Genomic DNA, 12172 nt, shown 5'->3' on the forward strand with positions numbered 1-12172 from the left:
AGGCTAAATCACCGCACTTGTTGCAAGTGTCCGTAAAGTTTGGCGTACAAGCCACCATCAGCAATCAACTGCTGATGGTCGCCATCTTCGGCAATATGGCCGCCATCGAACACCAATACCCGATCCGCCTGTTTCACCGCCGACAGCCTGTGGGCGATGATCAAGGTGGTACGGCCACTGAGAAACCGCGCCAGCGCCTGGTGCAGGTTGTATTCGGTTGCCGCATCCAGGGCCGAGGTGGCCTCGTCGAGTATTACCACTTTCGGCTCCGCCAGCACCATCCGTGCAATGGCCAGGCGTTGACGCTGCCCACCGGAAAAGCGCACGCCGGAGCGTCCGACCACGCTGTCCAGGCCCAGCGGCAGCGCCTTGACGGTCGCATCCAGCTGGGCAATTTCCAGCGCCTGCCAACAGGCCTGGTCGCTGCGCTCGCGGCCCATGGTCAGGTTGGCGCGCACCGTATCATTGAACAGTGCCGGGTGCTGCAGCACCACGGAGACATTCTCGCGAATCGTCTCCAGGCCGATTTCCTGCTGGGTCGAACCACCGAAGCGAATGCTGCCGGCCTGCGGCGTATACAGCCCCAGCAACAGTTGCACCAGGGTACTTTTGCCGCCGCCGCTGGCGCCGACAATCGCGACTTTTTCACCCGGGGCGATGTTCAGGTTCAACTGGTCCAGCACCAGTTCCTCGCCGTAGCCGAAATTCAGGCCGCGCACTTCGATGCCGACGGTCTCGCGTCCGGTAAACGGATCGGCACCGCCCGCGTATTGCGGTTCATCGGCGCGGGCCAGCAGTTCGTTGATCCGCGTCAGCGCCCCGCCCGCCGCGTAGTAGGCGTATTGCAGGTTCAGCAACTGTTCCACCGGGCTGATCATGAACCACAGGTAACTGAACACCGCGAGCATCTGGCCGATGGACAGGTCGGAAAACAGCACCGTCAGCATCGCCGCCGCACGGAAGATGTCGATACCGAACTGGAACAGCAAGCCACTGGCGCGGCTGGAGGCGTCGCTTTTCCACTGGGAATTGACCGCAAAATCCCGCACTTCCTGGGCCCGCTGGCCCAGGCGCCCGAGGAAAAAGCCCTGGCGATTGCCGGCACGCACTTCCTGGATCGCATCGAGGGTTTCGGTCAGCGCCTGGGTGAACCGCGACGTGCTGTCGTTTTCCAGCTTCTTCAGGTGCTTGACCCGCTTGCCCAACTGCACCGTGGCGTAGATCACCAGCGGGTTGAACAGCAGGATCAACAGTGCCAGCTTCCAGTGCATCCACATCAGGATCCCGGAGGTGCCTACCAGGGTGAGCATCGCCACCAGGAACCGGCTGAGGGTTTCACCGACGAATTTGTCCACCGTGTCCAGGTCGGTGACCAGGTGCGTGGTCACCGTGCCGCTGCCCAGGCTTTCGTATTCGCTGAGGGAAATGCGCTTGAGGCGCTCGATCAGCCGCACGCGAATGCGATAGACGATGTCCTTGGCCAGCCGCGCAAACAACCGCGCCTGCAGCACGTTGAACACCAGGGCGCCGCAACGCAACAGCAACGTCACCAGCAACATCAGGCCGATATAGCCGGCGGCCTTCTGCCAACCCAGGGGCAATGCGTGGTTCATCACCTTCAGTGCCGCATCGCCATGGCCCAACAGCACTTCGTCCACCAGCAACGGCAGCAGCAATGGAATCGGCACGCTGCACAAGGTTGCCAGCACGGCGACGCCATTGGCGATCCACAGGGATTTCTTGTGATGCAGCGCCAGGCGGCGGACTTCCGCCCAGGTCAGCCGGTCGACACGCTTGGGTTGCTCAACGGGATCGGGCTGATCATGCACAGGCAGCTCGCTCCAGCCAACGGCTCAGCAGCGGCGCCAATTCGGACAGCGGCTGGTAGCCGTTGGTCAGCAGCGCCAGTTGCCCATTACGCTCCGCCAGCAAGGTCGGGAAACCGGCGATGCCCAGGTCCTGGACCCAGGTGAAATCCGCCGCGGTGGCCGCGTGCTGGTCGGCGCGGTCGAAAGCTTCGGCGAACTCGATACGCGGCACGCCGGCGGTCTCGGCCAGTTCCACCAATACGTCGGCGCGGGTCACGTCGCGCCCTTCGACGTAGAACGCCTGCTGGATCAGGCCCAGCAGTTTCCACGCGCAATCCGGCGCCAGGCTGCGGGCAGTGACCACGGCGCGGCAAGCAGGCTCGGTGTCGTAGACAAAACCATCAGGCAGTGCACCTTCACGCTTGAACGGCTGGCCGGTGGCGTCGGTCACGGCCTGCCAATGCTCAAGAATATAGCGCCGGGTCGTCGGCTCCAGCGCCGCGCCACTGCCGGTGCGCAAGCCGCCCACCACCAGGTGCAGCTCCACGCCTGCGGCCTGGGCCTGCTCAACCAGCGCCTTGGCCACCGGGGCGAAACCCCAGCACCAGGAGCACATCGGATCCATTACATAGAGCAGGCGTGCGGACATGGCTCAGGCCTCGGAGGATGGGGATTGCTTGTAGTTGTAGCCAATCGGGTGCGGCATATTGCGGGCCTTGGCCAGTTCAATCTGCTTTTGCCGGTCGATCGCGCTGCGACGGGTCTTCTCTGAAAGCTTATCCCAGCAATGCGGGCAACTGATGCCAGCTACATAGTGTTCGGATGCACGGTCCTCGACGCTGACCGGTGTGCGGCAGGCATGACATTGATCGTAGTCGCCTTCGCTCAAGTCGTGGCGCACGGTCACGCGATTGTCGAACACAAAGCAGTCGCCCTGCCACTTGGTTTCTTCCTGCGGCACCTCTTCGAGGTACTTCAGGATGCCGCCCTTGAGGTGATACACCTCGTCGAAACCCTCGCTGAGCATATAGCTCGAGGCCTTTTCGCAACGAATGCCGCCGGTGCAGAACATGGCGACTTTCTTGTGTTTGGCCGGGTCGAAGTTGGCTTTGATGTAGTCGGGAAATTCGCGAAAGCTGGTGGTCTTCGGGTCGATCGCGCCTTCAAAGGTGCCGATGGACACTTCGTAGTCGTTGCGGGTATCGATCAGCAGCACTTCAGGGTCGCTGATCAGCGCATTCCAGTCCTGCGGCTCGACGTAGGTGCCGACTTTCTTGTTCGGGTCGACGCCTTCGACGCCCAGGGTCACGATCTCTTTCTTGAGCTTGACCTTGGTGCGGTAGAACGGCTGCTCGTCGCAGTACGACTCTTTATGGTCGATGTCGTCCATGCGCGGGTCGTTCTTGAGCCAGGCCATCAAGCCATCAATGCCTTCGCGGCTGCCGGAAACGGTGCCGTTGATGCCTTCTTCGGCAATCAGCAAGGTGCCTTTGATGCCGTTGTCGACCATCGCCTGCAGCAGTGGCTCGCGCAGGGCGACGTAATCTTCGAGGGTGACGAACTTATACAGTGCCGCCACGACAATCGGTTGAGTCATGGGTGTTCTCTCCAGGTGGCTACCCTCGTAAAGGGTGAACCGGATGCAAAAAAAACGCGCCGACTGAGCGGCGCGTTGCGGATTCTAACAAAAATGGCGACGATTATGGACCGCCTCTTACTGTGGCGAGGGAGCTTGCTCCCGCTGGGCTGCGGAGCGGCCCCAACCAGGCAGTTGCAACCTTTCAGAAAGATCGCGGTGATTGGCAGAAGGGCTGCTGCGCAGCCCAGCGGGAGCAAGCTCCCTCGCCAGATCAAGCTGATGTGCCACAGTGTCAGTGACCGCCGGCGCAGGTCGGCGAGGCCGGGGCTGCGTCGATTTTCGCCCATTCTTCAGGCGTGTAGGTATGCAGCGCCAACGCATGGAATTCGCTCATCAGGTCACCCAACGTGGCATAGACCTTCTGGTGGCGCTTGACGCGGTTGAGGCCCTCGAACTGCTGGCTGACCAGCACGGCCTTGAAGTGGGTCTGCAACCCACGGCTGTGCATATGGCTTTCATCCAGCACGCTCAAGTGTTCCGGGCTCAGGGCGACGAGTGCCGATTCGATACGCTGTTGCATGGTCATTCCTGTTTACTTCTTCTTGGCCGGGGCCGGGGCTTTTGGCGTCAGCTCGTTGGTCATGTCTTCCAGCAGCTTGTTCACCACAGGTACCGCGCTTTCCAGCTTGGCCTGGGTCATCTGGGCCGATTGCTGGGTCAGCTGGGGCATTTTCTCCAGGACTTTCTTGCCCAGTGGCGACTGGTAGAACGCAACCAGGTCCTTGAGCTCGGATTCGCTGAAGTTGTCGGTGTAGAGCTTGATCATGTCCGGCTTGAGCTTGTTCCAGCCGATGGCCTGGTCCAGGGCGGTGTTGGCCTTGGCCTGGTAGGTGTCCAGGACGGTTTGCTTGGAAGCAGGCGCCTTGGTCTGCTCGAAACGCTGGGCGAACATTTGTTGCACTTGCATGTACACCGGGGTACCCAGCTTGTCGGCATGGGCCAGGGTAAGGAAGGCTTCGGCACTGGCGTTGTGGCTGGCGGTATCGGCAAAAACCTGGCCGCTGGCACATACCAGAGCAACCGCGGTACAGATGGCACGAAGACGAGTCATCGAGTTTCCTTTTCTAGCAGGCGAGGTAAGACCCCAAGGGCGCCCATTCTGCGCCTAAAAAACGCCGCGGCTCAACCCCACGCCTTGTGGGGCCTGGTTTTGCGGGGCTTAATCCGATGAAAAGTCTTTTAAGGGAACCCCACCGGGCGATCAGGGCCTAAACTGCGCAAACGAACCTGAAGGAGTGTGCCCGATGAGCCGTATCGAAACCGACAGCCTGGGAGAAGTGCAAGTCCCGGATGACGCTTACTGGGGCGCGCAGACCCAACGCTCGCTGGTGAACTTCGCCATCGGCGACCAGCGCATGCCCCTGGCTGTGTTGCACGCCCTGGCCCTGATCAAGAAGGCTGCGGCCCGGGTCAACGACCGCAATGGCGACCTGCCCGCCGACATCGCCCGGCTGATCGAACAGGCCGCCGACGAAGTGCTCGCCGGCGAACACGACGACCAGTTTCCCCTGGTGGTGTGGCAGACCGGCAGCGGCACTCAGAGCAACATGAACGCCAACGAAGTGATCGCCGGCCGTGCCAACGAGCTGGCGGGCAAGCCCCGTGGCGGCAAGAGCCCGGTGCATCCCAACGACCACGTCAACCGTTCCCAGAGCTCCAACGACTGCTTCCCCACCGCCATGAGCATCGCCGCCGTGCAGGCCGTCACCGAGAAGCTGTTGCCGGCGATCCGTGAACTGTCTGGTGGTTTGGCAGAGTTGTCGGCGCGCCACATGAAGCTGGTGAAAACCGGCCGCACCCACATGATGGATGCGACGCCCATCACCTTCGGCCAGGAAGTCTCGGCCTTTATAGCGCAACTCGACTACGCAGAACGCGCGATCCGCAGCGCCCTGCCCGCCGTGTGTGAACTGGCCCAGGGTGGTACTGCCGTCGGCACCGGGCTCAATTCACCCCACGGTTTTGGCGAGGCGATTGCCTCGGAATTGGCCGCGCTGTCGGGCCTGCCGTTTGTCACCGCACCGAACAAATTCGCCGCGCTGTCGGGCCATGAGCCGTTGACCACCCTGCACGGCGCCTTGAAGACCCTGGCCGTGGCCCTGATGAAAATCGCCAACGACCTGCGCCTGCTGGGCTCCGGCCCGCGTGCCGGGCTGGCGGAAGTCAAGTTGCCGGCGAATGAACCGGGCAGCTCGATCATGCCCGGCAAGGTCAACCCGACCCAGTGCGAAGCGCTGTCGATGCTGGCCTGCCAGGTGCTGGGCAATGACGTGACCATTGGCTTCGCCGCCAGCCAGGGCCACTTGCAGTTGAACGTGTACAAGCCGGTGATCATCCACAACCTGCTGGAATCGATCCGCCTGCTGGCCGACGGTTGCAGCAACTTCCAGGAGCACTGCATCGCCGGCCTGGAACCCGACGCCGAGCAAATGGCCGCGCACCTTGAGCGTGGCCTGATGCTGGTGACGGCGCTGAACCCGCACATCGGCTACGACAAGTCCGCCGAGATTGCCAAGAAGGCCTATGCCGAAGGGCTGACCCTACGGGAAGCGGCGCTGAAGCTGGGCTATCTCACGGACGAAGAGTTCGACCAGTGGGTGCGTCCGGAAAACATGCTGGAAGCCGGTCATTAAGACGCCAATCGTGCACGCCGGGCCCTGAGCCCGGCGAACAGCGACGGCGCCAACGCCACGGTCGCAGACCCCAGCACCACCAACACGGCACCGCCGTAGCCGAGGGCATTGATGTCTTCGGCGTGCACATACTCGGGCCACATCCACGCGGCCAGCGCCACCGCGACAAAGGTCACCAATGGCGTCAGCGCCAGGGTGGCGCTGACGCGCGAGGCTTCCCAGTGGGCCAGGGCTTCGGCGAATGCGCCGTAGGCAATCAGCGTATTGAAGCAGCAGGCCAGCAGCAGCCAGCCTTGCAGCGGGCTCAGTTGCAGCGCTTCCATCGGGTGCGCCCATGGCGTCAGCAAGAGCGCGCAGGACAGGTAGATCACCATCATCACCTGCAACGAATTCCATACCGTCAGCAACTGCTTCTGGCCCAGGGCGTAGAAGGTCCAGATGGTGGTGGCCAAGAGAATCGTCAGCACCCCGGCGGTGTAGCTGCCCAGGGAGGTCAACAACTCGGTCAGGCGCTGGTTGAAGAACAGGCCGAAGCCGATGATCAGCACCAGCAGGCCCATGCCCTGCCCGAGGCTGAAGCGTTCCTTGAACACGAAGACGCTGGCGATCATCAGGAAGATCGGGCCCACCTGTACCACCAGTTGCGCGGTGCCGGGGCTCAGCAGTTTGAGGCCGACCAGGTAGAGCACATAGTTGCCCATCAGGCCGCACACGGCGATCGCTACCAGCCAGCCACCTTTTGGTCCGAGGGAACGCCAGCTGGGCAGGCGCCTTACGGCGGCGAGATAGATAAACAGACAACTGCCGGAGACGACCAGGCGAAACCAGGTGACGGTGACGGGGTCCATCACCTGCAAGACCTGTTTGAGTTTGATCGGCAGAATGCCCCAGAGCAGCGCGGTCAGCAGGGCCAGGGATAAACCGTAGACCCAACGGCCCGATGAGATGTGCATGAGTGCCCCGAATGCCTGAGGTGGAGGAGGTGCATTCTAGGGGGATGTGAACGGATTGGGATACGGTGCTGATCAAATGTGGGAGCGGGCTTGCTCGCGAAGGCGGTCTATCAGCCAACATTTTCATCGACTGCCCCGCCGCATTCGCGAGCAAGTCGAATCGTCGCACCGCCACTCCCACACTGAGTCAGCGTACGGCTTCGAACAAGCCGGTGGCCCCCATGCCGCCGCCCACACACATAGTGACAATGCCGTAACGCAACTTGCGCCGCTGCAACTCACGCACCAGATGCCCCACCTGCCGCGACCCCGTCATCCCAAACGGATGCCCGATGGAAATCGACCCACCGTTGACGTTGTACTTGGCGTTATCAATTTCCAGCCGATTACGCGCATAAAGGCACTGCGAGGCAAACGCCTCATTCAACTCCCACAAATCAATATCCGCCACCGCCAGCCCACGGGCCTTGAGCAACTTGGGCACCGAAAACACCGGCCCGATCCCCATCTCATCCGGCTCACACCCCGCCACCGTAAACCCGCGAAAAAACGCCTTGGGCTTAAGCCCCAGTTCCAGCGCTTTTTCCAGGCTCATCACCAGTGTCATGGAAGCCCCATCAGACAACTGCGACGAATTCCCCGCCGTCACCGACCCATCCTCCGCAAACACCGGCTTCAATCCCGCAAGACTGGCCAACGTCGTATCCGGACGATTGCAATCATCCCGATCCACCACCCCCTCCAACACCTGCACCGCGCCAGTGTTCTTGTCCTCAACCTTGTACTTCACCGCCATCGGCACGATTTCATCATCGAACAACCCGTCAGCCTGGGCCTGAGCCGTACGCTGCTGGCTTTGCAGCGCATACAGATCCTGCTCTTCACGACTGACGTGATACCGCCGCGCAACGATTTCCGCCGTCTGCCCCATGGGAAAGTAAATGCCCGGCACCTGCTCCTTGAGCAACGGATTGATCAGGTTATCGGTGTTGACGCTCTTCATGGTCAGGCTGATGGACTCGACTCCACCGGCCACGATGATCTCGCTGCAACCGGAAGCAATCTGGTTGGCGGCGATCGCAATCGCTTGCAACCCCGAGGAACAGAAACGGTTGAGGGTCATGCCCGCCGTACCGGTACCCAGTTGCGACAACACCGCCACATTGCGGCCGATGTTGTAGCCCTGGGCACCTTCGTTGGATCCGGCGCCGACGATGCAGTCCTCGACCGTGGCCGGGTCGATGCCATTGCGGGTCAGCAACGCGTTCACGCAATGGGCAGCCATGTCATCGGGACGGGTCTGGTTGAACTTGCCGCGAAAGGACTTGGCCAGGCCGGTTCGCACGCTGTCGACGATCACTACTTCACGCATGGGCTACCTCAATTGTTGTGGTTGTTGAGAGATGGATCGAGCATAGATCCCGCCCTCTTCAACCGCGACAATCATTCACCCCGCGTATGCAAAAGCATGGCGTTACTTCTTCTTGTCCTTCTTGTCATGCTTGTCGGTCTTGTCGAACGCTTCCTCCAGCGCCCGGTTGATGGTGCGCAACACCTTCACCCGCGCCCAGCGCTTGTCGTTGGCTTCAACCAGCGTCCACGGCGCAATCTCGGTGCTGGTGCGGTCCACCATGTCACCCACCGCCGCCCGGTAGTCGTCCCACTTCTCGCGGTTACGCCAGTCGTCCTCGGTGATCTTGAAGCGTTTGAACGGGATTTCCTCGCGGGCCTGGAACCGCTCCAGCTGCGTCTGCTTGTCGATCGCCAGCCAGAACTTGACCACGATCACCCCGGCGTCGCGCAGTTGCTCTTCGAAGTCGTTGATCTCGCCGTAGGCGCGCATCCAGTCCGTCGGCGTGCAGAAGCCTTCGATGCGTTCCACCAGCACCCGGCCATACCAGGAGCGGTCGAACACGGTGAACATGCCCCGCGCCGGAATCTTCTGCCAGAAACGCCACAGGTAAGGCTGGGCGCGCTCGTCTTCACTGGGCGCGGCAATCGGCACGATGTGGTACTGCCGGGGGTCGAGGGCTGCCGCCACACGCCGGATGGCCCCACCCTTGCCCGCCGCGTCGTTGCCTTCAAACACCGTCACCAACGCGTGCTTGCGCATGCGTTTGTCGCGCATCAGCCCGGAGAACCGCGCCTGCTCGGTAATCAGTTGTTCTTCGTAATCGTCCTTTTCAAGGCTCAGGCTCATGTCCAGGCTGTTCAGCAGGCTCATCTGGTCAACCGCCGATGGCAGCGGCGCCGGGTTCATGCCGCTGGCTTTACCCTTGGGCACTTTCAAGGCGTTTTGCAGGCCTTCGAGCAGGATCTTGCCGACGGTCAGCCCGCGGTAGTGCGCATCGACACCCTCGATCACATACCAAGGCGCATAGTCACGGCTGGTGCGGCGCAGGATCCGCTCACCAAAATGCACAAACTTGTCGTAGGTCTTTGACTGCTGCCAGTCCAGCGGGCTGATGCGCCAGCTGTGCAGCGGGTCGTCCTGCAAGGCTTTGAGCCGGGATTTCATTTGCTTCTTGGAGAGGTGGAACCAGAACTTGAAGATCAGCGCACCTTCATCACACAGCATCTTTTCCAGGCGCTCGGCCCCGGCGATGGCCTGGTCCAGCCGCGCGTCCTTGATCTCGCCATGGACGCGACTCTGCAGCATCTGGCTGTACCAGTTACCAAAAAAGATCCCCATGCGGCCTTTCGCCGGAAGCTGGCGCCAGTAGCGCCAGGCCGGTGGGCGGGCCAGTTCTTCGTCGGTCTGCTGGTCGAAGGTGCGCACCTCGATCAGGCGCGGGTCCATCCATTCATTCAGCAATTTGACGGTTTCACCCTTGCCCGCGCCTTCGATGCCATTGATCAGGATGATCACCGGGAAGCGCTTCTGCTGTTGCAGTTCGTACTGCACTTCCAGCAAGGCTTCACGCAGGGCCGGCACTTCGGCGTCGTAGGTGTCTTTGTCGATGGCGTGACCGATTTCGGCAGATTCGAACATGGGCGGCTCCGTTCCAGAAGTGATCAAGACTAGCGGATTGGGCAACAACACGTGGCAGGAAATTCCGCAGCGGCTTGCCATGGATCAATGACAACCCTGTTGATCAGCTAGAATGGCCGCCTTGCCTTTGCCGAGCCGCTCATGAACCCCGTATCCCACGCCCAGCTTGACTGGGATGACCAAGGTCGCCCGCACTCGCGGGTCTTCGATGACGTGTACTTCTCCGACAAGTCGGGCCTTGAAGAAACCCGCTACGTGTTCCTCGAACAGAACCGTCTGCAGGAACGTTTTGCGGCGCTGCCGGTGGGCGGGCGCTTGGTGATTGGTGAGACGGGCTTCGGCACCGGCCTGAATTTTTTGTGCGCCTGGCAGTTGTTTGATCAACACGCGGAGGCGGGTGCGCGCCTGCATTTTGTCAGCGTGGAAAAGTACCCGCTGAGCCACGCCGACCTGCAGCGCGCCCTCGCCCTCTGGCCGGAACTGGCACCGTTCGCCGAGCAACTGTTGGCGCAATACATCGCGATTCACCAAGGCTTCCAGCGGCTGGTACTGGATAACGGTCGAGTCACCCTGACGTTGCTGATCGGCGACGCCCTGGAGCAATTGCCGCAACTGGACGCGCAAGTCGACGCCTGGTTCCTCGACGGTTTCGCCCCGGCCAAGAACCCCGACATGTGGACTGCCGAGCTGTTCGCCGAACTGGCGCGGCTGGCGGCGCCGGGCTCGACCATCAGCACCTTTACCAGCACCGGCTGGGTACGGCGGTTGATCAACGCCGCCGGGTTCAAGATGAAGCGCACCCCCGGCATCGGCCACAAGTGGGAAATCCTGCGGGGTGAGTTTCTCGGCTGGCCCGCTGAAACGCCTGCGCCTGCCGCGGCAAAACCCTGGTTTGCGCGCCCACCTGCGGTTTCCGGTGAACGCCATGCACTGGTCATCGGTGGTGGCCTGGCCGGTTGCGCCACGGCGGCCAGCCTGGCGGCACGCGGCTGGCGCGTCAGTTTGCTGGAACGCCACGCAGCGCTCGCGCAGGAAGCCTCCGGCAACCCGCAAGGGGTGTTGTACCTCAAGCTTTCCGCCCATGGCACGGCACTTTCGCAGTTGATTCTCAGCGGTTTCGGCCACACCCGGCGCCTGCTGGAACACCTGCAACGTGGCGTGGACTGGGATGGCTGCGGCGTGCTGCAACTGGCCTTCAACGCCAAGGAAGCCGAGCGCCAGGCACAACTGGCCGGCGCTTTTGCCCAGGACCTGTTGCACCTGCTGGATAAAGAGCAGGCACAGGCGCGCGCCGGGATAACGCTGGAGCACGGCGGCTTGTTCTTCCCCGAAGGCGGCTGGGTTCACCCGCCGGCGCTGTGCGAATGGCAAGCCAGGCACCCGCTGATCGAAGTGCTCCAGCACCACGACGCCCTTGAGCTCAAGCAGGTCGACAGTCAGTGGCAGGCGTTGCAGGGCGATACGGTTCTGGCTCAAGCCAGTGTGGTTGTGCTGGCCGGCGCCGCCGAGATCAAGCGGTTTTCCTTCAGCGCTGACTTGCCCCTCAAGCGCATCCGCGGGCAAATCACTCGCCTGCCGCAAACGGCGCAAAGCCAGGCGTTGGCCACAGTAGTGTGCGCCGAGGGCTACGTCGCCCCGCCACGCCTGGGCGAGCACACCCTCGGTGCCAGCTTCGACTTCAAGAGCGATGACCTTACGCCCACGGTGGCCGAGCACGCGGGCAATCTGGAGATGCTGCGGGAAATCTCCCTCGATTTGCTGCAACGCCTGGGCGCCGACAGCCTGGCACCCGAACAGCTTGAAGGCCGCGCCGCCTTCCGTTGCACCAGCCCGGACTACCTGCCGATCGTCGGGCCGCTGGCGCAGCGAGAGGCGTTTGATCACACCTACGCCGCCCTTGGCAAAGACGCCCGGCAGGTCCCTGATGCGCCGTGCCCGTGGTTGCACGGCGTGTATATCAACAGTGGCCATGGCTCACGGGGGCTGGTCACCGCGCCACTCTGTGCAGAGCTGCTGGCCGCCTGGCTCGACAATGAGCCCCTGCCGCTGCCGCGCAATGTCAGCGAAGCCTGTCACCCCAATCGGTTCGCGCTGCGTGCCCTGATCCGCGGTAACCCAGGCAAATCCTGAGGGCCACGACGGGCTTG

Annotated in this window: 10 protein-coding genes; 2 read left to right on the forward strand and 8 right to left on the reverse strand. The window is 62.2% G+C overall.

The window, feature by feature from the left end; all coding sequences use genetic code 11:
* Nucleotides 1-8: 8 nt before the first annotated feature.
* The 5 genes from HX869_RS20260 to HX869_RS20280 form a co-directional block, all read right to left on the reverse strand.
* Nucleotides 9-1829, reverse strand: a complete 1821-nt coding sequence (locus HX869_RS20260) for an ABC transporter ATP-binding protein (RefSeq protein ID WP_003216734.1) — start codon at nucleotides 1827-1829, stop codon at nucleotides 9-11.
* Nucleotides 1822-2457, reverse strand: a complete 636-nt coding sequence (locus tag HX869_RS20265) for a DsbA family protein (protein WP_008433236.1) — start codon at nucleotides 2455-2457, stop codon at nucleotides 1822-1824. The genes HX869_RS20260 and HX869_RS20265 overlap by 8 nt, the downstream gene beginning before the upstream one ends.
* Before the next feature lie 3 nt (nucleotides 2458-2460).
* Nucleotides 2461-3405 carry a rhodanese-related sulfurtransferase gene (locus HX869_RS20270; RefSeq protein ID WP_003216738.1) on the reverse strand — a complete coding sequence of 315 codons (945 nt, stop codon included), beginning with the start codon at nucleotides 3403-3405 and terminating at the stop codon, nucleotides 2461-2463.
* Nucleotides 3406-3679: 274 nt separating this feature from the next.
* The gene (locus HX869_RS20275) at nucleotides 3680-3973 is read right to left on the reverse strand and encodes a BolA family transcriptional regulator (RefSeq protein ID WP_003216739.1); all 294 of its coding nucleotides are present in this window, start codon (nucleotides 3971-3973) and stop codon (nucleotides 3680-3682) included.
* Nucleotides 3974-3979: 6 nt separating this feature from the next.
* Nucleotides 3980-4498: a DUF2059 domain-containing protein gene (locus HX869_RS20280; protein WP_003216742.1), complete on the reverse strand. Its 519-nt coding sequence runs from the start codon at nucleotides 4496-4498 to the stop codon at nucleotides 3980-3982.
* Between the two features lie 193 nt (nucleotides 4499-4691).
* On the opposite strand from HX869_RS20280, the gene HX869_RS20285 reads away from it, so the two are divergent.
* Nucleotides 4692-6080: a class II fumarate hydratase gene (locus HX869_RS20285; RefSeq protein ID WP_003216744.1), complete on the forward strand. Its 1389-nt coding sequence runs from the start codon at nucleotides 4692-4694 to the stop codon at nucleotides 6078-6080.
* On the opposite strand, the gene HX869_RS20290 is transcribed toward HX869_RS20285, so the two are convergent.
* The 3 genes from HX869_RS20290 to pap all read right to left on the reverse strand — a co-directional run bounded on the left by HX869_RS20290 (nucleotide 6077) and on the right by pap (nucleotide 10025).
* Nucleotides 6077-7033 carry a DMT family transporter gene (locus HX869_RS20290; protein WP_003216745.1) on the reverse strand — a complete coding sequence of 319 codons (957 nt, stop codon included), beginning with the start codon at nucleotides 7031-7033 and terminating at the stop codon, nucleotides 6077-6079. The genes HX869_RS20285 and HX869_RS20290 overlap by 4 nt on opposite strands.
* Before the next feature lie 187 nt (nucleotides 7034-7220).
* Nucleotides 7221-8405, reverse strand: coding sequence for a thiolase family protein (locus HX869_RS20295; protein ID WP_003216747.1), 1185 nt, complete (start codon nucleotides 8403-8405; stop codon nucleotides 7221-7223).
* Between the two features lie 102 nt (nucleotides 8406-8507).
* Nucleotides 8508-10025: a polyphosphate:AMP phosphotransferase gene (gene pap, locus HX869_RS20300; protein ID WP_177009485.1), complete on the reverse strand. Its 1518-nt coding sequence runs from the start codon at nucleotides 10023-10025 to the stop codon at nucleotides 8508-8510.
* A gap of 141 nt (nucleotides 10026-10166) precedes the next feature.
* On the opposite strand from pap, the gene mnmC reads away from it, so the two are divergent.
* Nucleotides 10167-12155, forward strand: a complete 1989-nt coding sequence (gene mnmC / locus HX869_RS20305) for a bifunctional tRNA (5-methylaminomethyl-2-thiouridine)(34)-methyltransferase MnmD/FAD-dependent 5-carboxymethylaminomethyl-2-thiouridine(34) oxidoreductase MnmC (RefSeq protein ID WP_178903570.1) — start codon at nucleotides 10167-10169, stop codon at nucleotides 12153-12155.
* The last annotated feature ends 17 nt before the right edge of the window (nucleotides 12156-12172 follow it).

Origin of the sequence: Pseudomonas sp. P7779 (assembly GCF_013386315.1) — a bacterium.
Classification (GTDB): domain Bacteria; phylum Pseudomonadota; class Gammaproteobacteria; order Pseudomonadales; family Pseudomonadaceae; genus Aquipseudomonas.

Bases quoted from the DNA above. Each gene is read 5' to 3' on its own strand.
- HX869_RS20265 (WP_008433236.1), bottom strand. From the start codon at position 2,457: ATGTCCGCACGCCTGCTCTATGTAATGGATCCGATGTGCTCCTGGTGC.
- HX869_RS20270 (WP_003216738.1), bottom strand. From the start codon at position 3,405: ATGACTCAACCGATTGTCGTGGCGGCACTGTATAAGTTCGTCACCCTC.
- HX869_RS20275 (WP_003216739.1), bottom strand. From the start codon at position 3,973: ATGACCATGCAACAGCGTATCGAATCGGCACTCGTCGCCCTGAGCCCG.
- HX869_RS20280 (WP_003216742.1), bottom strand. From the start codon at position 4,498: ATGACTCGTCTTCGTGCCATCTGTACCGCGGTTGCTCTGGTATGTGCC.
- HX869_RS20285 (WP_003216744.1), top strand. From the start codon at position 4,692: ATGAGCCGTATCGAAACCGACAGCCTGGGAGAAGTGCAAGTCCCGGAT.
- HX869_RS20290 (WP_003216745.1), bottom strand. From the start codon at position 7,033: ATGCACATCTCATCGGGCCGTTGGGTCTACGGTTTATCCCTGGCCCTG.
- HX869_RS20295 (WP_003216747.1), bottom strand. From the start codon at position 8,405: ATGCGTGAAGTAGTGATCGTCGACAGCGTGCGAACCGGCCTGGCCAAG.
- pap (WP_177009485.1), bottom strand. From the start codon at position 10,025: ATGTTCGAATCTGCCGAAATCGGTCACGCCATCGACAAAGACACCTAC.
- mnmC (WP_178903570.1), top strand. From the start codon at position 10,167: ATGAACCCCGTATCCCACGCCCAGCTTGACTGGGATGACCAAGGTCGC.